The sequence below is a fragment of the Tangfeifania sp. genome, from assembly GCF_055108615.1.
Genome location: NZ_JBSQIC010000016.1, coordinates 1 through 26,815, shown reverse-complemented (window position 1 = coordinate 26,815; position 26,815 = coordinate 1). Strand labels below are relative to the sequence as shown.

Here is a 26,815-nt window from a genome sequence, read left to right as displayed (position 1 = left end):
AAACCATTGGTGGTATAAATCCTTAATATTTATCATATTTTGGTAAGCTGCAGGTTTTTATTTTTGGACTGAACAATTAAAACTATCAGGTTATGATTATTGGAGTTCCAACAGAAATAAAAAATAATGAAAATCGCATTTCACTTACTCCTGCAGGTGCAGCAGAATTGGTTAAACGCGGACATGAAGTTTATATTCAGTCGGGTGGCGGGAATGGCAGTGGTTTTAAGGATGAAGACTACACAGAAGCGGGCGCTAAAATCCTGCAGACCATTGAAGATGTTTACGGCATTGCCGAAATGATAATGAAGGTGAAAGAGCCCATTGAGCCTGAATATAAACTGATTAAAAAAGACCAGGTGCTTTTTACCTATTTTCATTTTGCATCGTCGGAAAAATTAACCAAAGCAATGATTGACAATGGTTCGGTTTGCATTGCTTACGAAACCGTGGAGCTCGACGATCGTTCGCTGCCGTTGCTTGTGCCCATGAGCGAAGTGGCAGGACGCATGTCGGTACAGGAAGGTGCCAAGTTCCTCGAAAAAACGTTTGGCGGGTATGGCGTACTGCTGGGTGGGGTTCCCGGGGTTGCACCTGCAAAAGTGCTGATTTTGGGCGGTGGAATTGTAGGAACCGAAGCTGCTAAAATGGCTGCCGGACTGGGTGCCGATGTTACCATCATGGACATCAACCTGAAACGCCTGCGCTACCTCGACGATATTATGCCGGCAAATGTAAAAACTTCGATGAGCAACGATTACAACATCCGCGATTATGTACAAACGCACGACCTGATAATCGGGGCGGTACTGATTCCGGGGGCAAAAGCTCCGCGACTGATTACCCGCGACATGCTCAAAACCATGCGTCCGGGAACAGTTATGGTAGATGTGGCTGTTGACCAGGGAGGCTGTTTTGAAACCACAAAAGCAACCACGCACGCCGATCCGACTTTCAACATCGATGACGTCATTCACTACTGCGTGGCAAATATGCCGGGAGCCGTTCCGCGTACTTCTACCATCGCGCTTACAAACGCTACGCTTCCTTACGCGCTGCAAATTGCAGAAAAAGGATGGAAACAGGCTTGCACCGACAGCATTCCATTACGCAAAGGATTGAATGTGGTAAACGGGAAAGTGGTTTACCAGGGAGTTGCCGAAGCTTTCGGTCTGCCTTTCGAAAAAGCAGAAACTGTGTTGTAAAAATCTAACCAAATCAAATATTTCAAAGCCTTCTGTTCTTTTACAGGAGGCTTTTTTAATTTGGTTTCATTCGCTTATCTTTAAACCTGAAATAAATGGAATGAACCACTTAAAAAAAATATTTACGAAATCATTTTTGAAGCCGATACCCGGGCAGGAAAAGTATTCGACATTATTCTGCTGATTATAATTTTGGTAAGCGTGGTGCTGGTCATGCTTGAAAGCGCTCCCGGAATCAGGCAAAGTCACGGCGAACTGCTGACTATCCTGGAGTGGATTATCACATTCATTTTCACTGTTGAATATTTTGTACGGATTGCAGTGGTCAGAAAACCCCGGAAATACATATTCAGCTTTTATGGAATTATTGATTTTCTGTCAATTTTGCCCACCTATCTCAGCCTGATCCTGATTGGTTCACATAGTTTGGATGCGGAGTACTGCAAAAAGTGTGGTGCAAAGTTAAATCCCTGAAGGGAGAAGGAGTTTCCAACTCCTTCATTAATCATGGATTTGGAAAATCCATGTCCTGTTCACGGATTTCGGAAAATCCATGTCCCCGGTTAACAACACTTCAATAGTTGTGGATATCTAAAACTGATTTTTATGAAACAAAAAAATTGATTTGATTATTTTTGTGAAGTGTTTGTTGGATTTCATTAATAAGAAACCCGATAAAAAAGATAAAAATATTCATGATTAAAGAATTTGAAACACAGAGAAAAATGAATTCCTTTCTTGTGTCTCATAATCTTGTGTCTTGATTCTAACTTGTAAATTATGAAACAATATTTGCACCTTCTGGATACCATCCTGAAAAACGGGACAGAAAAAGGCGACCGCACCGGAACGGGCACCATCAGTGTTTTCGGGCACCAAATGCGCTTCGATTTAAACGAGGGTTTTCCGGTTGTCACAACAAAAAAACTGCACCTGAAATCTATTATCCACGAGCTGCTGTGGTTTTTGGCGGGCGATACCAACGTGAAATACTTGCAGGAAAACGGCGTGCGCATCTGGAACGAATGGGCGGATGAAAACGGCGAACTGGGCCATATTTACGGCTACCAGTGGCGCAATTGGCCAACACCCGACGGCCGGCACATCGACCAGATTTCGCAGGTGATCGATTCCATAAAAAACAATCCCAACTCGCGCCGGCACATTGTGAGCGCCTGGAATGTGGGCGAACTCGACAAAATGAACCTGCCGCCCTGTCACATTCTTTTTCAGTTTTATGTGGCCGATGGAAAATTGTCGTGCCAGCTGTACCAGCGCAGTGCCGATGTATTTTTGGGCGTTCCGTTCAACATCGCTTCCTACGCCTTGCTCACGCTAATGGTGGCGCAGGTAACCGGATTGCAACCAGGCGATTTTGTGCATACTTCGGGCGATGTGCACATCTATTCCAACCACATCGAGCAGGTAAAACTGCAGCTCACCCGGGAGCCGTATCCGCTGCCAACGATGAAAATCAACCCGGATGTCAAAAACATTTTCGATTTTAAATACGATGATTTCGAATTGGTGGGCTACCAGTCGCATCCGCATATAAAAGGGAAGGTGGCGGTTTAAAAAAAAGCACCAAAAAACAAATTACAAATGACAGTTAAGTTCCAATATTACAAAACTCAAATCACAATTGAGTTTCAGACCGTTTGAAAATTTTAAAATTGGAATTTGGAGCTTATTTGGATATTGCGTATTGAATATTGTAATTTCATAAATATGATTCATAAAAATATCTCAATTATCGTGGCTATTGCCGAAAATTTTGCCATTGGCAAAAACAACGACCTGCTGTTTCATTTACCAAACGATTTGAAACGGTTCAAGGAAATCACCACCGGGCACAGCCTGATTATGGGCCGGAACACGTTGCTTTCGTTGCCAAAATGGCCGCTCCCCAACCGCCGGCACATTATTATTACCGATAAACCGGATGACAATTTCCCGGGCTGCGAAACTGTATTTTCTATTCAGGAAGCACTTGAAAAAGTAAAAAATGACGAAGAAGCGTTTGTAATTGGCGGCGGAATGGTTTACAAACAGTTTTACCCGCTGGCCGGAAAACTCTACCTCACACTGGTGCACCAGCCTTTTGATGCCGATGTTTATTTCCCTGAAATCAATTTTTCGGAGTGGGATGAAACTGCACGCGAAGATTTTTTCGATGAAAAAAACGGGTTCAACTATTCCTATTTAAATTTGAGAAGAAAAATATAAAATGAATATTCTGCTGGCAATAGGGCTGCTGTTAATTATTGGCTACTCACTTGGATTTTTAGCCGACAAAGCAGGTTTGCCAAGAATTATAGGTTACATCGCCACCGGGATACTTTTCAGTCCGCACACATTCAGTTTTCTTGAAGAAGGAATGGTCACCAAAACCGAACCGTTAATCGATGTCAGCCTGGCATTCATTGCGTTTGAAGTAGGTGGCTCATTAAAATGGAGTAAACTCAAAAATTACGGATCAACACTGTCCCGCATCCTTTTACTCGAAAGCCTTACACCATTTTTCCTTGTCTTGATTTTGCTGGGCAGTGCCGGTTTTTTATTCCCTGAAATATTTTCTTTAAGCAGTCAGTGGGTCGTTGTCCTTGCCTTACTAATTGCACCTTTGGCCAGCCCAACCGATCCTTCGGCTACCATTGCTGTTATGCATCAGTACAACGCAAAAGGCGCTGTTTCCAATACCATAATGGAAGTGGCAGCACTTGACGACACAATGGGAGTTTTTCTGTTTAGCATCTCGGTTACAGTGGCTTCAATAATAGCAGGCAACAGTGATGCAAGTATTGGTGGCTCTCTTTTCCATGCGCTTTACAAAATAGTTGGGGCAATTATTACCGGAGGTATTTTGGGATGGCTTACAGGAATAATTTCCAGATTTTTCAACATTGAAAGTGAAGGCCAGTGGATTGTTTTACTTTCCGCTTTTATCATCCTTACATTTGGAATTTCAAATCTTTTGGGACTGGACGAATTGCTTGCGGCAATGGCAACCGGCGCTTTTATTACCAACTTTAATAAACAAAGCAAATTTCTTTTTAAAATCATTGAACGATACACAGAAGATCTTATTTTCTTATTTTTCTTCATTTTATCAGGGTTGCATCTGGATATTACTGCAATTCCCGCAGCAGCTTACCTAATTGCTGTGTTTGTCGTTTTACGAATCACTGGTAAATACTTTGGAGCACACCTTGGAGCTATCTGGGGACGAGCACCCATAAAAGTCAGGAAATACACTGCCGGCGGGCTTATTCCGCAGGGAGGCATTGTAATTGGGCTGGCGCTGCTGATTTCGAAGAATCCTGATTTCTCACAAATTTCAGATACACTACTCGCAGTTGTTATGGGTAGTGCCATTTTCCATGAAATTATAGGGCCGCTTACCGCTGTTCATGCCCTAAAAAAAGCGGGTGAAACCAACGCTGAAAATTCAGAATAACATCTGTTTTAAACGAATTCATATTACATTTGTTCCTTCAATTTTAATTTCAATGTTGAAAATGAAATCTACAAACCCTACCCCGATCGTGTAAAATCGTGTTACCAGTTTATTCAGGTTTTGGCAGAATACACTTCCGGAAACAGCAAGAACATTCAGGAATTGCGAACCGACGGAATTCGCGAATCGATGGCAATGAAGGAGTTTCCGGTGGAACTTTTTCGACAACATCCTCGACCAGCGCGAATATTTTTCATCGTACGGATTTGAGGGAAACGCACTGAAATACCTGGAAGATCATCCGGAATTTAAGGCAGAATTTTTAAAGGCGCGGGAACAGGATCCCGAACTGTCCAAAAATCACCGGACCCAACTGGCGTGGATTTACAACAACTCAGTGTGGAAAGAAAAAACCTGGAAACGTTATCCCGGTGGGGCGTATTTTCCAATCAGTTTCAGAAAAGCAGTGCGTAAATTGGCACTACTCTTCTACCCCGAACTCATAAACACAAACCGAATAGTATTCTTCTCCCGGGTTTAAAATAGTTGAAGGAAAATTTTCCTGGTTCGGGCTGTCTGGAAAATGTTGCGTTTCGAGGCAAAAAGCCGAACGATGCTCGTAGGTTTTTCCATATTTCCCGGTGTCGCTACCATCGAGGAAATTACCGCTGTAAAACTGCAATCCAGGCTCGTTTGTGTAAACTTCGAGCGTACGTCCCGATTTGGGTTCCAGTACCCTCGCGGCAAAAGTCAGCGCTTCGTCGGCGGAAGGCAGCAGCACCCAATTGTGATCGTAGCCTTTGCCAAACTCCAGTTGTTTAAAATCAGCGTCAATCCGCTCGCCAATGGGAGTCGGCACCCTGAAATCCATTGGAGTTCCTTCAACTGGTACAATTTCGCCGGTAGGAATCAAACCGTCATTTACCGGAGTGTAAAAATCGGCATTAATCTGCAGGAGATGGTCGTTAATTGTTCCGTTCCCGGCACCTTTCAGGTTAAAAAAGGAGTGGTGGGTTAAATTTACCGGTGTAGCTTTGTCAGTTGTAGCCCAGTATTCAATTTTCAACTCGTTGGCATTGGTAAGCCGGTATTGCACTTTTACATCCAGGTTGCCCGGGTAGCCTTCCTCCATGTGCGGCGATGTGTAGGTTAAAACCAACGTATTTTCGTCGGGTTGGTTTGCATCGAAAACCACATCGTTAAATCCTTTAACGCCACCATGTAAATGGTTATCTCCATCATTCTGAGCAAGATGATAAATGGTATCGTTCAACATAAACTCACCATTGGCAATCCGGTTTCCGTAACGGCCAATCAGTGCTCCGTAATAAATTTCGTTGGAGTTGAGATATCCCTCAAGTGTTTCGTAACCTATAACAATATCTTCGAAATTGCCGTTTTTATCGGGTACCCAAAGATTGACCACCCGGCCACCAAAATTGGTAATCTGCGTAACAATTCCGTTATCATTTTTCAGGGTAAACAGGATTACTTCTTTCCCGTCAATTACACCTCCAAAATCAGATTCATCAATAAGCGCAGGTTCATTTGAACACGATAATAAAACGATTGAAACCAATAAAACAGCAATTTTCTTCATCATGGTTAATTTTTGATTTGTTGAACGAATCTGCTAATTTAAGCGATAAATTTACACTTTGAAAGTTCAGATAAAAGTATTTTAGATTTTAAAATGAATTCAACCATGAAACTACATTCGTTTTTATCAGCTTCCTTGTTCGTTTTTCTATTTTTACTCACTGGTTGCCAGCAAGAACCGGAACCGGCAAAGCGCCCCAACATTTTATTTGCCATAGCCGACGACGCATCGTGGCAGCATTTCGGCGCTTATGGTTGCAATTGGGTAAAAACCCCGGCGTTCGACCGTGTGGCAGAAGAAGGAATTTTATTTTCGCGAGCTTACACGCCAAACGCCAAATGTGCGCCTTCGCGGGCATGCATCCTTACAGGTCGAAACAGTTGGCAACTGGAAGAAGCCGCCAATCACTCGCCCCATTTCCCGGCTAAATTTAAAACCTATGTCGAAGCGCTTTCTGAAAACGGTTACTGGGTAGGCGCCACCGCAAAAGGCTGGGCCCCGGGTGATCCGGGTGAAATAAACGGAAAACCACGCCAACTGGCCGGAACCAAGTTCGATGAATTTAAAACAACGCCGCCCACAAACGGCATTTCAAATGTAGATTATGCCAAAAATTTCGATGCTTTTCTGGCAGCACGACCGGAAGGAATGCCGTTTTGTTTTTGGTATGGAAGCCACGAGCCTCACCGGCGTTATGAATTTGAATCAGGTATAAAAAAAGGTGGAAAAAACATGGCTGAAGTAGATGGAATTCCTACTTTCTGGTCCGATGTTGATACCGTGCGAACCGACATGCTCGATTATGCTTTCGAGATTGAATATTTCGACAAACAATTACAAAAAATGCTGCAAAAGCTGGATGAAATCGGGGAACTCGACAACACACTGGTGATTGTTACGGCCGACAATGGGATGCCGTTTCCACGCATCAAAGGCCAGGTGTATGAATATTCGAACCATCTGCCGCTGGCCATAATGTGGCCCAACGGAATTAAAAACCCGGGACGTGTGGTCGACGACTTTGTGAATTTTATTGATTTTACACCTACTTACCTCGAACTGGCAGGGCTGACTGCAGAACAGGTTGGAATGCAACCGGTAACCGGCCGAAGTTTAACCGAATATTTCAACACCGAAAAACAGGGAAAAGTAATTCCGGAACGCGATTTTGTTTTGGTGGGCAAAGAACGTCACGATGTAGGCCGCCCCAACGACGAAGGTTACCCGGTGCGGGGTATTTTAACCAACGGTTACCTTTACCTGCACAACTTTAAACCCAACCGCTGGCCGGCCGGCAACCCTGAAACCGGATATCTTAACTGCGACGGAAGTCCTACTAAAACTTACATTCTCGATACCCGCCGAAATAAAGGAATAATGGAATACTGGCAGCTGAACTTTGGGAAACGCCCCGGAGAGGAATTATACCATATTAAAGAAGACCCTTTTTGTATGACAAATCTTGCGGGCAATCAGTCCTTTTCAGAAATAAAAGCAGACCTTTCGAAACTGATGGAAGAAAAACTCAAAGAACAGGGCGACCCAAGAATCCTGGGAAACGGTGATATTTTTGACAACTATGAATACGCCGGTGCAGTACGAAACTACTATAACCGTTACATGTCGGGTGAAGATGTGCCTGCAGGATGGGTGAACGAAACAGATTACGACCCTGATTTGGCTAAAAAATAACTTCTGCCAACCGACTGGCGGCTTTACCTAAAATTCAAATTGCTGTCGATTTATATTTTATTTCCTGAAAGCCGGAACGATTTATTAATTTTGCAGCGTTTAAACTGGACAGAATGAAAGTTATTGATATCATAAATACTGCGAAAAAACCTGTTTTTTCGTTCGAATTGCTGCCTCCTTTAAAAGGGAACGACACAAGCCGGATTTACCGGACCGTTGAAAGCCTGACAGAATTCGATCCCAAATACATTAATATTACCACACACCGCGATGAGGTGAAATTTTACGAGCAACCCGACGGGTCGATTGTGAAACGTACTACCCGTAAACGACCGGGGACTGTTGCTATTGCAGCATCTATTCAATACCGTTACGGAATTCCGGTTGTGCCGCACATCCTTTGCGGTGGTTTTACCAAAAGTGAAACCGAATACGTGCTCATCGATTTGCATTTTCTGGGAATAGAAAATGTACTTGCCCTGCGCGGCGATGGTACGAAAAACCAGCACATTTTCAAGCCTGAACCCGGGGGACATGCCCATGCCAATGAACTGGTTGAACAGATTGTAAACCTGAAAAACGGAATTTATCTCGAAAAAGATTTGAAAAACAATACCCCACTCGATTTTTGTATTGGCGTGGCCGGCTATCCTGAAAAGCATTTTGAAGCACCTAACATGGACCAGGATTTGGCTTACCTGAAACAAAAAGTGGATGCCGGGGCCGAATACATTGTTACCCAAATGTTTTTCGACAACAAAGTGTATTTCGATTTTGTGGAGAGATGCCGTGCGATCGGGATCAATGTTCCCATCATTCCCGGAATTAAGCCCATTAATTTAAAAAATCAGCTCACTGTTTTACCCAAAATATTCAGTATTGATTTGCCCGCTGAATTATCGGGCGAACTGACAAAATGCAAAAATAACGAAGAAGCCAGGCAGGTAGGTACCGAGTGGGCTATCCACCAGTCGAAAGAACTGGTGAAACATAACGTTCCCTCGCTCCATATTTACACATACGGGGTTTCGGACAATGTGAAAAAAATTGTGAAGGCAGTTTTCTGATTCTTCCCCGGCAACTTACTGGTTGGCCTGAACATCAATTTCAATGGCATCCTGTTCGTTCAGTAAATCATTCTCTTTCTGATTGTTCAGCTTCAGGGAATAAATCATGGCTTCCACCTGGCGCAGGTAATTCCGCTTATCTTTACTGGGCGCATAAACATAGCCAAAAGCCACAACTATCCGCTGATTTGCTGCATCCAGCTCAGCCAGCGAAATATAGGGCCCGCCCATATAATCGTTCCGTAATCGCCAGAGGCCACGCATCTCGGAAGCGTAATTGCCATTGTGTTTAATAATATTCTGAACTTGTTCAATTCTCCTTTCGGTGGTCATGTAACTGCCTTCGGTGGGACCGGGAACGTTGGCACGCAACACACTGTCGCGTACTTTTAACAAGTAGTTTTCGGTGAAAGCACTGTCGGAAACATAAGGAAAAGTGTACAAAATAATGCCTTGCGAGATGGCTGGTGTTTCATACCGTAACCAAATAAAATCCTCTTTTTGTTCGGCTATCTGAAACCCGGGAGCAACTTTCATGGTCACACCAAATTCATCGTTCAGCACATTATAAACTCCCCGCTCAAAATACTTGTTATAATTATTTGACAACCTGTCTTTTTCTGCTTTAATAAAATAGGAAAGTATTCGATCTATATTCTCATTAAAAAGCTTTTTAAACTCTGCCCTGTTTTTTGCCTGGATAATAACTGTTGCCTGGGGCTGTGCCCAAACATCATTTTTAAATACAACCCTGGATGTATCAACAGCTGAAGAGATTTGAGTCTGCAGGATATTCCGTGTGGTTTTAAAAATTTTGGTGAAAGCATTATGCGGCACTTTAACCAGATCGAACAATGGCTCGTCCTGTGGCAGGGCGACATGTTCCTGCGCCAGGTGCTGACGAATAAGCTGGCCAATATCACTGTTCCACTCTTCGTCGGAAATTACAACTACTACCTCACCGGCCTTTCCGGTAACATTTGTATGTATTCCGGTATTGGTGTCTTTACATGAAGAAAAAAACAACACCGCAAAAAACAGTATTACTATTCGTGTTACATTTTTAATGTCCATTTTATCAGTTTTTTAGTTTGAAAAAGCTGCAACAAAAATCTTACCAGTATAAAATAAAAAATCCCGTTCATACACTCTGGCATAAACGGGATTTTTTAGTCTTTTTCAGTTATCAACTGTTTATTTTTTCGGGTTCTTCTTTGTTTTCACCCTTCGCCTCTTCATCATTCTCCTTGGTGGCTTTTTTGAATTCTTTCATTCCTGTGCCCAAGCCCTTCATTAACTCTGGTATTTTGCGCCCTCCAAAAAGAAGTAGTACTATAATTAAAATAATAATTATTTCCTGTGGCCCGATAAATCCTGCAATTACAAATAAATTCATGTTTCAAAATTAAAAAGTTCTGATACAAAAATAGAATTTTTTACTTAAAAAGTCCCATTAATCATCTTAATTATATCATTTGCGTTGGCAAACAGTACTAATGCCAAAAGTACAATCATTCCGGCAATTTGTGCATACTCCAAAAATTTCTCTCCGGGTTTTCTTCCCGACACCATTTCAAAAAAGAGGAACATCACGTGTCCGCCGTCGAGTGCGGGGATGGGCAGCAGGTTCATAATGGCCAGGATAATGGAAATGAACGCGGTCATGTTCCAGAACGAAAACCAATCCCACTGCGACGGAAAAATATTACCGATGGTGGCAAAACCGCCAAGCGATTCATACGCTTTTGTTTCGGGACGGAAAAGCAGCTTAAATTGCTTCAAATAATCTTTTGTCGTTTGTGCCCCCCGCTGAATTCCTGCCGGAATCGATTCGAAAAATCCATAATCAACAGTGGCCAGTTCGAACACATCAGTGTTGGTAAATGTGGGATAAAAACCCAGTTTACCATCTTCTGTAACCCCTACTTCTTTTTCAATTTCATTTCCATCGCGAAGCAACGTAAGTGTAACTTCTCCATTACTTTTGGCTGCCAAATAATCGGCAAACTGGTCGTAATACTCAAAAGTGTTTCCGTCAACACTCACAAAAACATCTCCTTCCTGAAGTCCTGCCTTTTCTGCCGGAGATTCTTTGACGATTCTTCCAACCTGAATATCAAAAGGCCGGCGTGGTGCCATCACTTCTTTGCTTTTCAGCATCATGGCCAAATCAGCATCGCTGATTTCAACATTCACCTTTTCGCCGTTTCTGTTAACCTGCACCGAGCGGGCATCATCCAAAACAATGGTTGGGACAATTTTCATGAAATTTTCAACCTGCTTATTGTCAACGGTTAAAATTTTATCGCCATCCTGAAACCCGATTTCTTCGCCAACCTCGTTCACTTCAATGCCGTATTTTACATTTTCGGTAGGGAGGTAAGTTTCGCCCCATGCATACAAAACGCCAATGTAAATTACCATGGCAAATAGGAAATTCATCAGCACACCACCAAGCATAATCAGCAACCGCTGCCATGCCGGCTTGGCCCTGAATTCGTAGGGTTTTGGTGGCTGTTTCATGGCCTCCTTGTCCATTGACTCATCAATCATTCCTGAAATTTTGACATATCCGCCAAGGGGCAGCCAGCCCACTCCGTATTCGGTTTCGCCTTTTTTAACTTTAAAAAGCGAAAACCAGGGATCAAAAAACAGGTAAAATTTTTCGACTCTTGTTTTAAACAGGCGGGCAAACGTAAAATGCCCGAATTCGTGCAGCACCACCAGTATTGAAAGGCTTAAAAGTAACTGGGCGGTTTTTATTAATATCGTCTCCATTCTTCTTTTTTCTGATTTTTCTTAATTCCTGACTCCTGTTAACAATTCTGTTACTCTTCTTGTTTCGGTATTGGTATGAATTAAATCATCCATGTCGGGTTTTTCAATAAAACTCACTTTTTGCATTGCTTCTTCAACCATGTCGGGCATTTGCAAAAACCCTGTTCTTCCCTCGAGGAAAGCCTGAACCACCACTTCGTTGGCGGCATTTAATGCACAGGGAACATTTCCGCCATCTTCCAAAGCTTTAAAAGCAAGTGCAAGGTTACGAAAAATTTTTGTATCTGGTTTGGCAAAGTCAAGCGTTGGGTAATCGAGAAAACTAAACCGGGGAAAATTATTTTTTATCCGGTACGGAAAACCGAGGGCATATTGAATGGGCAGGCGCATATCGGGCAGGCCCATTTGGGCTTTTACCGAGCCGTCTTCGAACTGAACCAGCGAGTGAATGATGGATTGCGGATGCACTACCACATCAATTTGCGAGGCGGGGAGCCCAAAAAGCCAGTGGGCTTCAATCACTTCAAATCCCTTGTTCATTAACGAGGCCGAATCGATTGTAATTTTTGCGCCCATGTCCCAGCTGGGATGGTCCAGCGCATCGTTCACCGTTACATTTTCAAGTTCTTTTAATGACTTTTCACGAAATGGCCCTCCCGAGCAGGTCAGAATTATTTTCTCAACCGGGTTGGTAAATTCACCCACCAGGCACTGAAAAATTGCAGAGTGTTCAGAATCAATAGGAATAATATCTACCTGGTTTTCTTTGGCGAGTTGTGTAATTATTCTTCCGGCCACCACCAGTGTTTCTTTATTGGCAAGTGCAATATTTTTCCCGGCCTTTACAGCGTGGTAAGTTGGTATTAATCCCGAGTAGCCCACCATTGCCGTAAGCACAGTATCAACAGTTTCCATTTGCACAATCTGGTTCAGGGCATCGGTTCCGGCAAAAACTTTAACAGGTTCATTTTCCAATGCGGCTGAAACTTCTTTGTACTTCTTCTCATTGGCAATAACCACTGCATTGGGCTGAAATTTTCTGGCCTGTTCAATTAATAAACCAACGTTATTGTTGGCAGTTAACACTTCCACCTCAAACATTTCGGGGTTTTCAGCAATAACCTCGAGCGATTGGGTTCCGATTGACCCCGTTGAACCAAGAATGGCAATTCTTTTTTTCATAAAACTTAGAAATCAATATATTCTGCCGGGTTAACAGCAGTGCCGTCGTGCCAAAGTTCAAAATGAAGATGCGCCCCTGTTGTCATTTCACCGGTATTGCCAATTATCGCAATGGCTTCGCCGGCCCTGACCCTGTCGCCAACCTTTTTTAGCAACTCGGCGTTGTGTTTGTAAACTGAAATCAATTCAGCATCGTGCTGAATGTATATAACGTAGCCCGTTTCAATAGTCCACCCCGAAAAAATAACTGTGCCGTCGAGTACCGATGAAATTCGGGAATTGGGCTCGCCCACCAAATCTACTCCAAAATGATCGGCCGACGAATTAAAATGGTTTGATACAACTCCTTTAACAGGCAAAAAGAAATGAATCTGGCTGAGGCTCAGGTTTTGCCTGCTGCCACTCCCCAGCGACAGGCTGGTTTGTTCGGCCAATAGTTTGTCCTGAAATACAGAATCATGGTTATATTCTTGAAAATCAACCTGATTGGGCTCCACTATTGAATCAACAACAATTTGATCCCCGGGTGTTTCGCCCTCCAAAATAGCCTGGATACCATAAAAAAACTTATCCCGTTTTTCCAGTTCGTTTTCCAGCGAATCGAGTTTTAAGGCAGTTTCAACCATCATTTGGCGGTATTCGGCTCTCGGATAACCGGGAATGTATTCGCGAAGGCCGGTTGTGGCAATCAGCAAAATAACGAGCACAACAATCAGCGCCGACAAAAGGCTGGTTATGGTAAACACCTTAAGCCGTGTCAGTTTCATGCTCCAAACCGATTGAAATGTGGTATCGTTGTAAATGATCAACCGGTACCGGTCGCTAAGTTTTTTAAACAGTTTTTTCTTCACTTTGCCCTGCCATTTTTGCAAGCGACAAATTTAGTAAGAATTGATAAACCACAGCAGGGTTTAGGTTTTTTTAACCACTGACAACTCTGGTTTTACCTCACCGGATAGCAGATTTTTGTATGCCATTTGTCAGGGTCTGTTTCATTGGCCGGATTGGTGGCATACATTTCAATGGGCGATCCTGCAAGTTTAAATTTCCGGGTTTTAATCCAGTTTTGTATGGTACTATGTGCAATTTCCAGTTGCTGGTAGTCGCCAAAATAGCTCAGGGTTGCGCATGTATTTGCCGGAAATTCACCTGATTGAAACGGCTCCCGGGGTGTGATTTCTGCTGAAACAGGGAACCCGCATTCCAAATCAATGGTCCCGTCAGCAATTTCATGATAAATGGCAAACGGCATTCCGGCAATTTCAGCCTCTGAATTTTCGATGAAAGCGGCCACCTCATCAAACATGTCGCCCATTTTTTCACTCACTTTTTCAGCATTTACTTTTTCGCGAATTCCGGAATAATAGAACGGTTCAACGCTTGTCAGCTCAACAATCAGCGCGTTTTCATCATCCAGTACTTCGCATACAGTTTTCAGGTAATCAAGGCTCTCCTGTAATCCGGGCCCCACAATTTTATTCTTCAGCAAACCCGCCCAGCGGGCAAACGGATTGTAGCCCACGTCGCAAACCAGCAGCCAGGTCAGTACTGTTTCTTCTCCTTTCTGTTGAAGGGAAAACTCCATTTCTGCAGGTTCCCTGTCAGGGAATTCAATTTTAAAATGAATCAATTTGTAAGGATCCGACTCAACAATCGTTAACCGGCCTCTTTTATTTTTTAATTGTTCACTTTCCCAAACAACTCCTGCGCTGTCGCCAACACCGTTATTTATAAACCTCAGTTTGAGTTCGGGATCATCAATGTGCCATTTCGACCATTTCTCCCAGTTGTGCAAATCGTTTACCTGGCTGAAAACAATTTTTGGGGAAGTGTTTATGGTTGTATTCCGCTCAATTTCAACTTTACGCGGCAACAAATAGGCCAGCAAAATGAAGAGGGCAAAAACAAACAAAATCCACATCAATGTGCGTATAAACTTTTGCATAGTTGTATTCATTTTTAATGTACTGAAAGTAATTCATTTTTAGTTGAAATCAAAAACCGGTAATTTAATTTCTTTTGTTGTTTAGTTCGTTTGAACCAGGTTCCTTTAACACATTCACCCAGGAAAAAAACAAATGTCACCAGCCAATGAATTTTGAAATATTATATTTGCAGTTTTAATATTTTAAATGAAGAATAAAAAAAGATGAGAAAATTGAGTTTTTTACTGCTCCTTGTAACACTGTTTGCGGGCAAAGCAGTTGCAGATGAAGGGATGTGGCTTCCCTCGTTAATTCACAAACTGAATATCAACGAAATGCAGGAGATGGGACTCCAATTGAGTGCAGAAGATATCTACAGCATAAACAATTCAAGCCTCAAAGATGCAGTGGTTGCCCTCGACCGGGGGTCGTGCACCGCCGAACTTGTTTCAGAAGACGGTTTGCTGCTCACCAACCACCATTGTGGTTTTGGAGAAATCCAGGCCCACTCAAGTGTTGAAAACGATTATTTGAAAGATGGTTTTTGGGCCATGACACGCGATGCAGAACTGCCCAACCCGGGTAAAACAGTTTCTTTTCTGGTTCGCATTGAAGACGTAACCGACAAAGTGCTGGCCAATGTAACCGATAACATGAGCGAAGAAGAAAGAAGAAATGAAATCCGCTCGGTTTCAAGCAAACTGGAAAATGAAGCCAAAGGCGATACCCATTACGAAACGTACGTGCGCAGTTTTTTCAACTCAAACCGATACTACCTTTTTGTGACGGAGACATTCCGCGATGTCCGCCTTGTGGGCGCACCGCCACAGGCTTTGGGAAAATTTGGCGGCGACACCGACAACTGGATGTGGCCCCGCCATACCAGCGACTTTGCTATATTCCGCGTTTATGCCGGCCCCGATGGAAAACCGGCCAGCTTCTCCGAGGAAAATGTTCCATACCATCCCAAACACTTTCTGCCCATTTCTTTAAAAGGTATTGAAGAAGGCGATTTTGCCATGATAATGGGCTACCCCGGCAGCACCAACCGTTACAAAACATCGTACGGGGTAGATTACACCATGCAGGTAACCAACCCGGTACGCGTTGAAGTTCGCGAAAAAAAACTCGATATTCTCGACGATTATATGAATACCAGTCAGAAAGCACGTATTCAGTATGCCTCAAAATATGCGGGCAGCTCCAACTACTATAAATACAGCATCGGCCAAAACAGGGGGCTGAAAAACCTGGAAGTTATTGCCAAGAAAAAAGAGCTGGAAGATAAATTTACAAGCTGGGTTAATGCAAACAGCGAACGCCGTGAAAAGTATGGAGAAGCCCTGAAGTACATTGCCGACTCCTATGCTGACAATGCTGACAATAAAGCACGCGAATATATGGCCGAAGCTATGATCCGCGGACCGGAAATTTTCATGTTTGCCTATCGCGCCCTTCCGCTCTACCGCATGCTTGAAGAAGGTGACCATGGCCCCGATCGCGTACAAATGATTGCCGACAGAATTGCCGGGAGCCTCGACAATTTCTATAAAGACTACCATGCTGAAACCGACATGAAAATTGCGGCGGCGTTAATGGAGCTTTATGCTGAAAACAACCCGGTGAAATACCATCCTGACTTTTTTGAAGATGCGCGGAAAAAAGGCTTTGAAAAATACACCGAAAAAATGTTCAGAAAGTCGATGTTCGACGATCAGGAAGAATTGACTGAATTTCTGAAAGCCCCAAGATTCAAGGATCTAAAAAAAGACTGGGTTTTTCAGGCTTCGCGCGACATTTTCGACAAATTCCGTGAAATTGGTGAATTGGCCAGCCAAAAAAATGACCAGCTTGCCAAAGGCCGCCGCCTGTTTGTGGCCGGCTTAATGGAAATGCAGGAGGACAAAAATTTCTACCCCGATGCCAATTCAACCATGCGCCTTACTTACGGACAGGTGCTCGGTTACGAACCCCGCGACGGTGTAATTTACAAATACTACACTACTACCGACGGTTACCTGGAAAAAGAAATTCCGGGCGATAACGAGTTTCACGTGCCGGAAAGAATGAAGAAATTAGTGCTGGCCGAAGATTTTGGCCGCTATGCAAACGAAAACGGCGAACTGGTTACCTGCTTTATTACCAACAACGACATTACTGGTGGTAATTCAGGAAGCCCGGTAATGAACGGTCGGGGCGAACTGATTGGCATTGCATTCGACGGCAACTGGGAAGCCATGAGCGGCGACATTGCCTTCGAACCCGAACTGCAACGCTGCATTAATGTGGACATCCGGTTTGTGCTGTGGGTGATCGACAAATATGCCGGTGCCACACATCTGATTGACGAAATGTTGATTGTGGAATAGGGAACCGGACTTTCTTAAGTCCGGCCAAACATGTTGAGGTTAAAAACTTCAACTCCAGGAACTTGCTCAAAAAAAAAGAAATACCTAAATCCCGCTGCTTACCGGCGGGATTTTTTTATTCTTCATTTGCTTATTACTGAATTTACTCACTACTTTGTACGATTTACTCACGAAAAATTAAAATGGCAAAACCCAAAATAACGATATACACTGACGGCGCTGCCCGCGGAAATCCCGGTCCGGGAGGCTACGGAATTGTGCTGATTTCGGGACAACACCGGAAGGAACTTTCGCGGGGTTACCGCAACACCACCAACAACCGGATGGAACTGCTGGCGGTAATTGTGGCGCTTGAAACACTCAAAATTCCCGGCAGTGAAGTCACTATTTACACCGACTCGAAATACGTGGCCGATGCCGTGGAAAAAGGCTGGGTGTTCAACTGGGTAAAAAAACGGTTCAAAGGCAAAAAAAATCCCGATCTCTGGATGCGTTTTCTGGATGTGTACAAAAAACACCACGTAAAATTTGTGTGGGTGAAAGGCCATGCCAACAATCCGCTCAACGAGCGATGCGATCAGCTGGCCGTGGAAGCTTCCATGCAACCAGGCCTGTTGGAAGACACTGGTTATCAAACTTCATGAAATACTCAAAAAAAGGATTTTGTCATAAAATAAAATGCCATTCCGCTTTAAATTGCAGCTTTCTTTCAGAAATAAAAGAAATTCTGGACAAAAAACAGCAGTAAAAAAATACTGGCGAATTCTGAAAAAGTAATCTCAGTTGATTTCCCAGTATAGCATGCTGCCTTTCAGTTCAAGGTAATCGAAATACCGGTAAATAAAATTAATGGGGAAAAGCTGGTAGTAACGAACGGGCTGTCCGTTGAGTTGCGCCGGCACCCATTTGCCGGGAAGGGCATGAAATGCCTGCAGGGCAAGATTATTCAGCTCCAGGGTCATGCCCTCTTCAATGCGTATGCCGTCAATTTCGCCATTTTCCATAACAACAAAACCTATCACAATCCGGCCTTCAACCTCCGAAATATCTACTTCCGATTTCTTAAATGTTGTCAAAATGTGGTCGTGCAAATAGGGCATCCCCAACGAAAAACGCGGTTCAGTATCAACCGAATAATAAATATTGTCGATGTATCCTACTCCGTTTTCCTTCCAGTTTCTGTTCGAAACCAGTTCATTTTCAGTATATTCTGAAACTGATTTTTTATTCCCGTTCGGATAAAACTCGGTAACCGTCCCATGCAATATCAACGGTAATTTTGAAAGCGTAAATCCTTCGCGTTTAATTTGTCCCTCCTGCCAGTCAGTAAATTTGAAAAGTGAATCGTTTTGTGGCAAGAATGTCCGTTTTAGTTTTTCCCTCGAAAAGGTTTTTCCTCTGACAGTAACAGAAAAAACTGAAGGTTTTTCAATTTTAATTTTTTCAGTAAACGCCCGCACCCATTCACCATCGTCCCATCTGCTGGTGCGCACTCTCACTCTGTTATCAGAACGGAATTTAATTTCTTTTTTGAATATTTTGCTATTTACTTCTCCGATTTTCCCGTTCACACCAATGAATAAAACTGTATCATTTTGCCCGGAAAGTCCGGACGGGAACAAAAAAAGTAGTATAACAACCAGTTTCTTCATTTTTTAATACTTGCATGCGAGCCTGGAAAGTTCAGACTCAATAACTGAAATTAATGAAAAGAAAACACAATCAATAACTTCTCCTCTTCTTTTTATATTTTTAAAGCCAAAATTCAATTGAAAAATGAAGAACCTATTCTACTTACTCATCACTTTGCTCCTGTTTTCCTGTGCACAAAATCAATCAGCAACTGTTCTAAGTCCCGATGGAAAAATTCAGTTACATTTTGGAGTAAACGATTCGGCCCGACTATTTTACTCGGTTGATTACAACAAAAACAATGTAATCCGGGAATCGCAACTGGGCTTTCAGTTTTCAAAAAATGATTTCTTCGGAAAAAATCTTGAGCTTGTATCAAGCGAGCAAACTTCAGCCGATGCCACCTGGAAACCTGCTTACGGCGAACAGGCTGAAATCAGTAATCATTACAATCAATTAAAAGTTCATCTACGGGAAACAACTGCTCCGGGCCGGAAATTCGAAATGACTTTCCGTGTTTACAATGAAGGTGTTGCTTTCAATTATACTTTTCTGCCAAATGATGGTGATAATTCGCTTACAATTGAAAAAGAGCTAACCGGGTTTCACCTTCGGGGCAATTATCACAGTTGGGTGGCCAACCGGGCGCAGGCAGAATACCGCAAAATTCCGGTGAACGAAATATCAGAACCTGCTGAACGCCCGCTCGTAATTGAAACAGATAAAAATTTCCTGGCCATTGGCGAAGCCAAACTGATTGATTTTTCGCGGATGAAACTGATGGCCGGAAACACTGAAAATTCGCTGGTGGCTGCCCTTCACGACGAACCAACAGTTGAACTACCTTACACTACCCCGTGGCGCACCATCATGATTGGGAATTCACCCGGAGAACTGCTCGAAAACGACTATTTTTTGCTGAACCTCAATGATTCGTGTGCCATTGAAAATGCTTCGTGGATAAAACCGGGAAAAGTGATTCGTGAAGTCACGCTCACCACAGAGGGAGGTTTGGCTTGTGTTGATTTTGCCGCTGAAAACGGATTACAATATGTGGAGTTCGATGCCGGATGGTATGGTCCTGAAGGCGATGAAACATCGGATGCAACCACGGTTACAGTTGACCCTGCCCGTTCGCCAGGCCCGCTCGATTTACACCGGGTAATTGAATATGCCGAAAGTAAAGGAATCGGGATAATTGTTTATGTGAATCGTCGCGCACTGGAAAAACAGATTGACAAAATTCTGCCGCTTTACAAATCGTGGGGAATTAAAGGCGTAAAATACGGTTTTGTGCGGGTGGGTGACCAGGAATGGACAACCTGGCTGCACGAAGCCGTGAAAAAAGCAGCCGGCAACCAGTTGATGGTCGATATTCATGACGAATACCGCCCCACCGGATTCTCACGAACCTATCCCAATTTAATGACACAGGAAGGAATTCGTGGCGATGAAGAAAGTCCGTCGAACCAACACACGCTGATTACACTTTTTACACGTATGCTGGCGGGAGCAGGCGATAATACCATTTGCTACTACGCCCCGCGTGTGACGGAAGAAATGGGCGGGCACGTTTCGCAGCTGGCAAAAGCGGTGATGATGTACAGTCCGTGGCAGTTTCTGTATTGGTACGACCGGCCACCTTCAGCGTCCACAAATAAAGGTGCGGTTCCGGGAACCGACGGTTACATTCAGGATGACCCGGAACTGAAGTTTTTTAAAGAAATGCCCACCGTTTGGGACGAAACAAAAGTGTTGGAAGGTAAAATCGGGGAATATGCCACCATCGCCCGCCGATCTGGCGACGAATGGTTTATGGGGTCGCTCACTGGTGAAGAATCCAAATCGCTCGAAATGGATCTTTCCTTTTTAGATTCCGGCGAAAGTTATGAAGCAACGATTTACACACACGATACAAATTCGCCCTCATCAACAAACGTGGGAATTGAAAATAGAGAAGTTGATTCTGAAACTGAGCTCAAATTTGAGATAGCTGCCAATTCGGGGTTGGCGATACATTTTCAGAAAAAATAATTAGAAATCCAACGCCAACTGTTCATCTTTTAACCGAAACGATTGTCGGTGATATTTGCATATTCCGTTCACTGCAATTGCTTCGCGGTGAAATTTGGTGGCGTATCCTTTATTACGGTCCCAGCCGTAACAATCAAACTCGGCATGAATTTTTTCCATGTACTCGTCGCGCCAGGTTTTGGCCAGCACCGAAGCCGCTGCAATGGAAAGGAAACGACCATCGCCCTTTATCATGCAGGTAAACGGAATGTCGGTCTGTGGACGAAAACGGTTCCCGTCGATGAGCAAATGCTGCGGTTTTATTTTTAATTTTTGAATCGCCCGGTTCATGGCCAGAAATGAAGCATTCAGGATGTTCACTTTATCGATTTCCTCGTTGGGGACCATTTCAACTGCCCAGGCCAGTGCTTCCTTTTCAATGAGTGGCCGCAGTTCATTTCGCTGTTTTTCAGAAAGTTGTTTGGAATCATTCAGAAACGGGTGTTCAAAATTTTCAGGCAGAATAACCGCTGCTGCCACCACCGGTCCGGCCAGGCAACCGCGTCCGGCCTCGTCGCAGCCGGCTTCAATAATTCCTTCCTTAAAACACTTAAGTAATGTAACAGCCATCCGGATATCGTTTTTTCGGAAGACAAAACTAATCGTTATAAATAATCTGCAATTACTTCGGCCCACAAATCGTATCCCCTTTTATTCATGTGCAGGCCGTCATCAATAAAAATGTCTTCATAAACATTTCCGTCATTATCCAGCATATTATTCCAGACATCAGCAAATTCCAAGTAGCTTTTCCGATTGCAATAACGACTTAATTTCCGGTTCAGTTTTTCATATTTCGCCTTAAGATGCTTGCGGGCAATACTTGGTTTCGGAGAGATAAAAACGACTTTGGTTTGCGGCAAATCTTCCTGAATCATTTTGACCAGTTTTTTGGCCTCCCGCTTAATTTTTGAAGGCTTTTTATTTCCCGCAATGTCGTTGTCACCCTCATAAATAAAAAGTATTTCGGGCTTGTGTTTCAAAATAAGTTCATCGTAATAAAACAGAAGATCACTGAAATGTGAACCTCCAAAACCATTATTAATTACATTATATTCAGGAAAATAATCCTGAACGTCCTTCCACATTCTGATACTTGAACTGCCAGCAAAAACAACCAGTTTTTTATCTGGGTTGAAGTTGTATTCTTTAGTATTAAGTTTTTCTATCTGCTCCTTAAAACGTGTGGGGTCCTGCGCATTGGAGACAAGTATTCCGAAAAAAAGAAATAGCAGGACAAAATAAAATCTACGATTATTCATTCCTTGTTAATTTATAGGTTCGCATTTCAACATTTTGAATTTCAGGTAACTGATTTGTGGGTTTGTCGAGATAAAAATAAGCGGTAGAAGACCAGTCGTCGGAGCGGTAAAAATTGGTCCATCCGTCGATTAAATCATCGTTTTTCAAATCTGCCGGCTCCTCAAAATCGAGTAACCGCACAAATGAAGATGCATTCTGGATTGTAACCGGAATCATCGGAGCTTCCTCATCCATCATCTCAATCACCTTTTCTTTCTGATTTCCTCCCATAGCTTGAATAGTCACCCGGATATCATTTTCAAAAAAGATTGGATCGGGAATATGGTAGCGGTAAAATGTCCAGTAGCCGTTTTCACTGTCGGCCACCAGGCAGCCGGTGTACCGGTTAATAAATTTCCCTTGTCCCCAGGCTGTCCCGATATAATCTTCGGTGCCGGTACCAACGAGTGTCGGCAGTTCACCATCACCGTCGAGGTACATTTTAACTTCACCCTCGCCCCACCACGATTTGTGGTAAGCGGGATTTGCCATTACGCCAAAATTTACTCCGAGGAATCTGCCTTTACCGGAAATTTGTGGCAGGATTTCAGGCGAACGATCCTGGATGGTAAACCACATGCGGGTGATGATTCCCGGTCCTTCAACATCCATCAACACTTTGGATTCACCAGCCAGCAGCGAGTCAAACGGATGGCCTTTGGCTCCTTTGTTTTCCTGCCCTCCGGTTCCTTTTTCCGAAGTGGGATTTTCAAAACTATTCCACCGTGGTTCCAAATTCTGATATTCAAAAAGCGGAGCAGTGAGAAGTTCACTGGTGGTTTTAACGTTTTCAGTTTTACAGGAATACAAAACAAAAATGAATATTAAGGCTAAAAACAAAAATGAGATATACCGTTTCATTGTCATACTATTACAGAAGATTTCATTCAAAGATAAAATATTCGTAATAAAGCAAAAAATTAAAAAACAGTTGAAACCACTGCCTGTTAATTTTTTAAATCAGCATAACTAATCAGCTTAATCCCTTTTTTCTGAATGGTCTGTTTTACCTTTTCGCTCGTGAAAACCCGGGTTACCCACTCGCGGTCTTCGGCCACATTTTCATACCCAACATGCCCCACGGTTATCATTTCATCCGAAGCAACTACCGGATGTTCTACAAAAAGGTATTTGCCGGGGGTAAGTTTTTCGAGGTTTTCGCAAAATTTATCGATGCGCTGTTCCAGGGGCACATCCCTGCCCCAACCAGGGAAACGCTGCAATCCTTTGGTATTTACTTCCAGATTGTACTCTTTGGCCAGCCGGTTCACCAATTCGGCAATTTTCGGGTCGAGACCGGTAAAACCCATGTGGTTTGAAAGGTGTGAAATGTGTGCCACATGTTTCAACGAAAGTTCGATTTGAGCACGCAGTTCCTGTTCAATTTCCTCCAGTTTCCACTCCGATTCAGAAATGGAAGAACCAGCCGGAAAGTTAGGATTCTTCCACACCATCGGGAAAAAGTAGCCGTCCTCATCAACCAGGCCCGGGCAATGGGTGAGCGGGCGCCACTTCACGCTGCTCCATTCGCTGGTGAGTGTTAAATGAATGCCCACATCGTAACCCGGATTTTCGTTCAGCAGTTGCACTGCCTCTGGGAACCAGGCACAGACCGGCATCAACTCCACCGAGCGGGCAATGCCGTTTTGGTACGACTCGATACAACCCACGTTTGCCGCATGAAACGAACCGATATCGTCGCCGCGAACAATTAGCCGGATGTCGCTTTCCTGTGCTTGTGATATCATAAAAAAACAAATAAATAGAAGTGTTAATAATTTCCGTTTCATAAATAATTGTTTTAGATAGCTTCATTAGATCGTCATACAGAGTCAATGAAAGAAAAATTTCAAAATACAATCTTCAAATCACAAATAAATTCCAAATTTCAACCATTCCAAATTCCAGAATTTACTCGTTTCGAATTTCATCTTTTGATTTTTGGAATTTATTTGAAATTTGGTTTTTGTTTATTGTTATTTCACATATAATCAGAATAATAAGCAAAGCAACCATTGGCATTTCCGGAACAATGTAGTTTTTATCCATACCACTGTCTTGTGCGGCCTTCCAGATTGTTCAGCGTATCGATGGTAATGTTTACATCATTTACAATCTGGAAATCGAACATGCCCACGCAGATAAAATCGGCCCCGTTTTTAAAAGCCCAGTTAAATCCGTCTTCCGGTTTAATGGCTCCGGCCGCGAGCACTTTAAACCCCATCACCGGAACTTTGGCCCGTTCAACAAAAGCAGTGGTTTTATCCGGAAAGAGACAAAAACAGTTGTCGTGAAACCGGTTGTGGTCGAGGTATTTTTTGCCGTCCACCTCAAACGGGACACGGTTTTCGCGCGGGTGAGCCGACCAATAGCGGTCGTGGTGCATGGTTTTCATGTAATAATCCGGGATGATTCCCTGTTCCTCGCAGGCAATGAGTGAATCAACCGTATGCGAAGCCAGACCTGCAGTGTAACCTTGCGAACGGATGCGGTTCATCATCTTCTCAATTACATCCATTTTATTGTCGCGTACCAGCCAGTCGCACCAGTTACCCTGAATTTGGATGACATCCATTCCCGAATCGATGGCTTTATCGATATTGACGTAGTAATCGTTATTATCCATGTCGGGATGAACCTGTACAATCACTTTAATATTGCTGCCCGTCATTTTCCGGTATTTCACCATGGTTTCAATGGTGGGAAAGCCGATGTTTATGGAGTCGATTCCGGCTTTTTCGGCCAGCATCAGGGTTTCAAAAATTTTCATTTCGGTGTTGTACGCCCTGAAAAGCGATGGCACATAAATGAGGTCGCGCGAATGCGCCCAGCCGCCAATGAGGTTTCCGCCCAGCACCAACCGGCTGAATTCCATGCCGCCGATTTTACCTTTGGGCAGTTCACCTTTCAGTTCCGAAATATCTGCCCCTCCTACCTGGATGGTTGCCCCGGATAATGTATCAACGCCATACTCCTGACTTTCGCGGAAAGCACCCCAGCCAATGATTCCAAGGGCAGGCAAGGCAGCTAAATTTTTCAAAGCTTCACGGCGGGAAGTGACAGCTTCCTTTTCATTAAATTCCGGCTCTATTTCCAATTTCTTTTTAGGCAAGAAATATTGAAGAGCATAAATTCCGTATCCTCTTTCTTTTATTAGAAGCAACAACAGCAATGCAGCGGCTTCAATAAAATTTTTATTTACAATGTAGTAATTTCCCTCAACCGGTGCCAGCATGGAACCGCCAAACGGTGGATATGCAAAGTAATATAACGCCAGCAGCAAAATACCTGAAACCGATGCTGTGCGTATAAAAACACCCAGGAAAAGGGCCAGGCCGATTAACAGCAAAGCCGCAATATTCATAGGATCAATAACCTTCATCAGCCCTTCAGAGGCAGCCATCCAGTGGTAAAACCCTGCAAACGGGCCGGTTGCATTGGCCAGGTAACCGGCAGCCGACCAGTTGGCAGCCCACAACTTTACAAGGCCTTCGTATAAAAAATGCCAGCCAATGGCCACGCGAAACAAGGTGATGATGAGTTTTTTTAGGTTCTGTTGATTCATGGTATTTCTAATAAAATTTGGTTTCGTATTCCAAAGATAAATGTTTTTATCGATCTCCTTCAATTACATCCAGCCAGTTTTGAATAATCTGCCTGGCAATTTTCTTCTGAGATTTTGGTAATTCGTATGGCACTATTCTATTGATTTTGGCATTTTGTAAACATAGTCGAGATAATTTGATCTGGCATGAAGAATCTCCAGATAATGGTTCAGGTTATCGCGGTATTCAATCCGGTAATCCTCGTGCAATTTTTTTGTTACGAGGTTATAAAGCCGGTTGGTTGTAACCGCCAGTTTTGAATCGAAAGCTGTCCAGCAGGTACCCAATTCATCGGTATAGTTCTCAAATACATCATCCAGTAAATTCCTGAGTAAATCAGCTTCTCTGTTTTTGTTTTTTGTCACTTTTACGAAATGATTGATGTATCCCACTGATTTAGTAATGGCTTTGGCAAGATTTTTTTGAACGATACCGCGTTCACTTAAAAATAAAATCTCATCCGTAATTTTCTCTATTGTCTCTTCAAAAAGTTCTTCCTCTGCATCATCTCTTTCAACATAATGAAGATTTACAAAATCGTAGATTTCTCTGTTTTTGGAAGTAAATTGAATCACCAGTTTTTGAAGTTCTTCAACCGGAATTTCCTTAATGGCTTCTTTGAATTCTTTTGATAATCGCGGCATAATATTATTTTTGTTACAACATCCCTAATTGCCCTTTCCGAACCATTGTTGTCAGGTGGGACTTCCCAATGATATAGAAAGGTTAAAATCGAATCTCGGTTTTTTATTAATCTTTTTATAAATGACCTAAGTTTTTGGTGCTTACCTGAATAATCAACATCTAATAGTTCGGTTAATTGATTTTCAAATTCTTTTACTTTTTGATTTGTCCTCAAATAATCTTCAGCTGTCATTTGCTTTTTATAAGAAATCGCATCTTTGAAGAGTTGTTTTATTGTAACCCC

General features: G+C 43.1%; 25 protein-coding genes. 10 read left to right on the top strand and 15 right to left on the bottom strand.

Going from position 1 to position 26,815, the window contains the following annotated elements; all coding sequences use genetic code 11:
• The first annotated feature begins 92 nt into the window (after positions 1 to 92).
• From ald to ACTCNA_RS05420, 5 genes are all read left to right on the top strand, one after another.
• On the top strand, positions 93 to 1,205 hold the full coding sequence (ald, locus tag ACTCNA_RS05440) for an alanine dehydrogenase (RefSeq protein ID WP_462946884.1): 1,113 nt from the start codon (positions 93 to 95) through the stop codon (positions 1,203 to 1,205).
• Positions 1,206 to 1,325: 120 nt separating this feature from the next.
• On the top strand, positions 1,326 to 1,679 hold the full coding sequence (locus tag ACTCNA_RS05435) for an ion transporter (protein ID WP_462946910.1): 354 nt from the start codon (positions 1,326 to 1,328) through the stop codon (positions 1,677 to 1,679).
• 306 nt (positions 1,680 to 1,985) lie between these two features.
• Complete coding sequence (locus ACTCNA_RS05430; protein WP_462946883.1) at positions 1,986 to 2,780, top strand: thymidylate synthase; 795 nt, start codon at positions 1,986 to 1,988, stop codon at positions 2,778 to 2,780.
• A 153-nt stretch (positions 2,781 to 2,933) separates the two neighbouring features.
• Entirely contained in the window at positions 2,934 to 3,431 is a 498-nt protein-coding gene (locus tag ACTCNA_RS05425; protein ID WP_462946882.1) for a dihydrofolate reductase, read from the top strand.
• 1 nt (position 3,432) lies between these two features.
• Positions 3,433 to 4,662 carry a cation:proton antiporter gene (locus ACTCNA_RS05420; protein ID WP_462946881.1) on the top strand — a complete coding sequence of 410 codons (1,230 nt, stop codon included), beginning with the start codon at positions 3,433 to 3,435 and terminating at the stop codon, positions 4,660 to 4,662.
• Between the two features lie 481 nt (positions 4,663 to 5,143).
• On the opposite strand, the gene ACTCNA_RS05415 is transcribed toward ACTCNA_RS05420, so the two are convergent.
• On the bottom strand, positions 5,144 to 6,265 hold the full coding sequence (locus ACTCNA_RS05415; protein ID WP_462946880.1) for an aldose epimerase family protein: 1,122 nt from the start codon (positions 6,263 to 6,265) through the stop codon (positions 5,144 to 5,146).
• A 102-nt stretch (positions 6,266 to 6,367) separates the two neighbouring features.
• Between ACTCNA_RS05415 and ACTCNA_RS05410 the strand changes: the two genes are divergently transcribed.
• Both ACTCNA_RS05410 and metF read left to right on the top strand, forming a co-directional pair.
• Positions 6,368 to 7,954 (top strand): sulfatase family protein, encoded by a 1,587-nt coding sequence (locus ACTCNA_RS05410; protein WP_462946879.1) that lies wholly within the window; start codon positions 6,368 to 6,370, stop codon positions 7,952 to 7,954.
• Between the two features lie 113 nt (positions 7,955 to 8,067).
• Positions 8,068 to 9,021 carry a methylenetetrahydrofolate reductase [NAD(P)H] gene (gene metF / locus ACTCNA_RS05405; protein ID WP_462946878.1) on the top strand — a complete coding sequence of 318 codons (954 nt, stop codon included), beginning with the start codon at positions 8,068 to 8,070 and terminating at the stop codon, positions 9,019 to 9,021.
• Between the two features lie 15 nt (positions 9,022 to 9,036).
• Here the strand turns inward: metF and ACTCNA_RS05400 are convergent, their stop codons facing one another.
• From ACTCNA_RS05400 to ACTCNA_RS05375, 6 genes are all read right to left on the bottom strand, one after another.
• Complete coding sequence (locus ACTCNA_RS05400) at positions 9,037 to 10,095, bottom strand: DUF4837 family protein (RefSeq protein WP_462946877.1); 1,059 nt, start codon at positions 10,093 to 10,095, stop codon at positions 9,037 to 9,039.
• 112 nt (positions 10,096 to 10,207) lie between these two features.
• On the bottom strand, positions 10,208 to 10,417 hold the full coding sequence (tatA, locus tag ACTCNA_RS05395; protein WP_462946876.1) for a twin-arginine translocase TatA/TatE family subunit: 210 nt from the start codon (positions 10,415 to 10,417) through the stop codon (positions 10,208 to 10,210).
• A gap of 44 nt (positions 10,418 to 10,461) precedes the next feature.
• Positions 10,462 to 11,799, bottom strand: coding sequence for an RIP metalloprotease RseP (gene rseP, locus ACTCNA_RS05390; protein ID WP_462946875.1), 1,338 nt, complete (start codon positions 11,797 to 11,799; stop codon positions 10,462 to 10,464).
• Positions 11,800 to 11,820: 21 nt separating this feature from the next.
• Positions 11,821 to 12,981 carry a 1-deoxy-D-xylulose-5-phosphate reductoisomerase gene (locus ACTCNA_RS05385; RefSeq protein WP_462946874.1) on the bottom strand — a complete coding sequence of 387 codons (1,161 nt, stop codon included), beginning with the start codon at positions 12,979 to 12,981 and terminating at the stop codon, positions 11,821 to 11,823.
• A 5-nt stretch (positions 12,982 to 12,986) separates the two neighbouring features.
• Positions 12,987 to 13,832, bottom strand: coding sequence for a M23 family metallopeptidase (locus ACTCNA_RS05380; RefSeq protein ID WP_462946873.1), 846 nt, complete (start codon positions 13,830 to 13,832; stop codon positions 12,987 to 12,989).
• A 92-nt stretch (positions 13,833 to 13,924) separates the two neighbouring features.
• A complete protein-coding gene (locus ACTCNA_RS05375; protein WP_462946872.1) occupies positions 13,925 to 14,926 on the bottom strand; it encodes an SRPBCC family protein in 1,002 nt (333 codons plus the stop codon).
• 204 nt (positions 14,927 to 15,130) lie between these two features.
• Between ACTCNA_RS05375 and ACTCNA_RS05370 the strand changes: the two genes are divergently transcribed.
• Entirely contained in the window at positions 15,131 to 17,275 is a 2,145-nt protein-coding gene (locus tag ACTCNA_RS05370; RefSeq protein ID WP_462946871.1) for a S46 family peptidase, read from the top strand.
• A gap of 182 nt (positions 17,276 to 17,457) precedes the next feature.
• Positions 17,458 to 17,919, top strand: a complete 462-nt coding sequence (gene rnhA / locus ACTCNA_RS05365) for a ribonuclease HI (protein WP_462946870.1) — start codon at positions 17,458 to 17,460, stop codon at positions 17,917 to 17,919.
• Positions 17,920 to 18,054: 135 nt separating this feature from the next.
• On the opposite strand, the gene ACTCNA_RS05360 is transcribed toward rnhA, so the two are convergent.
• Complete coding sequence (locus tag ACTCNA_RS05360; protein WP_462946869.1) at positions 18,055 to 18,927, bottom strand: energy transducer TonB; 873 nt, start codon at positions 18,925 to 18,927, stop codon at positions 18,055 to 18,057.
• A gap of 124 nt (positions 18,928 to 19,051) precedes the next feature.
• Here ACTCNA_RS05360 and ACTCNA_RS05355 point away from each other — a divergent pair, with 124 nt between their 5' ends.
• Complete coding sequence (locus tag ACTCNA_RS05355; protein WP_462946868.1) at positions 19,052 to 20,941, top strand: glycoside hydrolase family 97 protein; 1,890 nt, start codon at positions 19,052 to 19,054, stop codon at positions 20,939 to 20,941.
• Here ACTCNA_RS05355 and ACTCNA_RS05350 read toward each other — a convergent pair whose 3' ends face one another.
• From ACTCNA_RS05350 to ACTCNA_RS05320, 7 genes are all read right to left on the bottom strand, one after another.
• The gene (locus ACTCNA_RS05350) at positions 20,942 to 21,550 is read right to left on the bottom strand and encodes a ribonuclease HII (protein WP_462946867.1); all 609 of its coding nucleotides are present in this window, start codon (positions 21,548 to 21,550) and stop codon (positions 20,942 to 20,944) included.
• A gap of 35 nt (positions 21,551 to 21,585) precedes the next feature.
• Entirely contained in the window at positions 21,586 to 22,242 is a 657-nt protein-coding gene (locus tag ACTCNA_RS05345) for a GDSL-type esterase/lipase family protein (RefSeq protein ID WP_462946866.1), read from the bottom strand.
• Positions 22,235 to 23,017 carry a DUF2961 domain-containing protein gene (locus ACTCNA_RS05340; RefSeq protein ID WP_462946865.1) on the bottom strand — a complete coding sequence of 261 codons (783 nt, stop codon included), beginning with the start codon at positions 23,015 to 23,017 and terminating at the stop codon, positions 22,235 to 22,237. The genes ACTCNA_RS05345 and ACTCNA_RS05340 overlap by 8 nt, the downstream gene beginning before the upstream one ends.
• A gap of 212 nt (positions 23,018 to 23,229) precedes the next feature.
• Entirely contained in the window at positions 23,230 to 24,072 is an 843-nt protein-coding gene (locus tag ACTCNA_RS05335) for a polysaccharide deacetylase family protein (protein WP_462946864.1), read from the bottom strand.
• A 251-nt stretch (positions 24,073 to 24,323) separates the two neighbouring features.
• Entirely contained in the window at positions 24,324 to 25,847 is a 1,524-nt protein-coding gene (locus tag ACTCNA_RS05330) for a hypothetical protein (protein WP_462946863.1), read from the bottom strand.
• Between the two features lie 132 nt (positions 25,848 to 25,979).
• Positions 25,980 to 26,531: a hypothetical protein gene (locus tag ACTCNA_RS05325; RefSeq protein WP_462946862.1), complete on the bottom strand. Its 552-nt coding sequence runs from the start codon at positions 26,529 to 26,531 to the stop codon at positions 25,980 to 25,982.
• A partial coding sequence (locus tag ACTCNA_RS05320) for an IS66 family transposase (RefSeq protein ID WP_462946861.1) occupies positions 26,459 to 26,815 on the bottom strand: 357 nt, incomplete at its 5' end. The genes ACTCNA_RS05320 and ACTCNA_RS05325, both read right to left, overlap by 73 nt.

Bases quoted from the DNA above. Each gene is read 5' to 3' on its own strand.
- ACTCNA_RS05330 (WP_462946863.1), bottom strand. From the start codon at position 25,847: ATGAATCAACAGAACCTAAAAAAACTCATCATCACCTTGTTTCGCGTG.
- ACTCNA_RS05370 (WP_462946871.1), top strand. From the start codon at position 15,131: ATGAGAAAATTGAGTTTTTTACTGCTCCTTGTAACACTGTTTGCGGGC.
- metF (WP_462946878.1), top strand. From the start codon at position 8,068: ATGAAAGTTATTGATATCATAAATACTGCGAAAAAACCTGTTTTTTCG.
- ACTCNA_RS05425 (WP_462946882.1), top strand. From the start codon at position 2,934: ATGATTCATAAAAATATCTCAATTATCGTGGCTATTGCCGAAAATTTT.
- ACTCNA_RS05430 (WP_462946883.1), top strand. From the start codon at position 1,986: ATGAAACAATATTTGCACCTTCTGGATACCATCCTGAAAAACGGGACA.
- ACTCNA_RS05325 (WP_462946862.1), bottom strand. From the start codon at position 26,531: ATGCCGCGATTATCAAAAGAATTCAAAGAAGCCATTAAGGAAATTCCG.
- ACTCNA_RS05350 (WP_462946867.1), bottom strand. From the start codon at position 21,550: ATGGCTGTTACATTACTTAAGTGTTTTAAGGAAGGAATTATTGAAGCC.
- rnhA (WP_462946870.1), top strand. From the start codon at position 17,458: ATGGCAAAACCCAAAATAACGATATACACTGACGGCGCTGCCCGCGGA.
- ald (WP_462946884.1), top strand. From the start codon at position 93: ATGATTATTGGAGTTCCAACAGAAATAAAAAATAATGAAAATCGCATT.
- ACTCNA_RS05400 (WP_462946877.1), bottom strand. From the start codon at position 10,095: ATGGACATTAAAAATGTAACACGAATAGTAATACTGTTTTTTGCGGTG.
- ACTCNA_RS05355 (WP_462946868.1), top strand. From the start codon at position 19,052: ATGAAGAACCTATTCTACTTACTCATCACTTTGCTCCTGTTTTCCTGT.
- tatA (WP_462946876.1), bottom strand. From the start codon at position 10,417: ATGAATTTATTTGTAATTGCAGGATTTATCGGGCCACAGGAAATAATT.
- ACTCNA_RS05420 (WP_462946881.1), top strand. From the start codon at position 3,433: ATGAATATTCTGCTGGCAATAGGGCTGCTGTTAATTATTGGCTACTCA.
- ACTCNA_RS05360 (WP_462946869.1), bottom strand. From the start codon at position 18,927: ATGAAGAAACTGGTTGTTATACTACTTTTTTTGTTCCCGTCCGGACTT.
- ACTCNA_RS05345 (WP_462946866.1), bottom strand. From the start codon at position 22,242: ATGAATAATCGTAGATTTTATTTTGTCCTGCTATTTCTTTTTTTCGGA.
- ACTCNA_RS05410 (WP_462946879.1), top strand. From the start codon at position 6,368: ATGAAACTACATTCGTTTTTATCAGCTTCCTTGTTCGTTTTTCTATTT.
- ACTCNA_RS05335 (WP_462946864.1), bottom strand. From the start codon at position 24,072: ATGAAACGGAAATTATTAACACTTCTATTTATTTGTTTTTTTATGATA.
- ACTCNA_RS05415 (WP_462946880.1), bottom strand. From the start codon at position 6,265: ATGATGAAGAAAATTGCTGTTTTATTGGTTTCAATCGTTTTATTATCG.
- ACTCNA_RS05375 (WP_462946872.1), bottom strand. From the start codon at position 14,926: ATGCAAAAGTTTATACGCACATTGATGTGGATTTTGTTTGTTTTTGCC.
- ACTCNA_RS05385 (WP_462946874.1), bottom strand. From the start codon at position 12,981: ATGAAAAAAAGAATTGCCATTCTTGGTTCAACGGGGTCAATCGGAACC.
- rseP (WP_462946875.1), bottom strand. From the start codon at position 11,799: ATGGAGACGATATTAATAAAAACCGCCCAGTTACTTTTAAGCCTTTCA.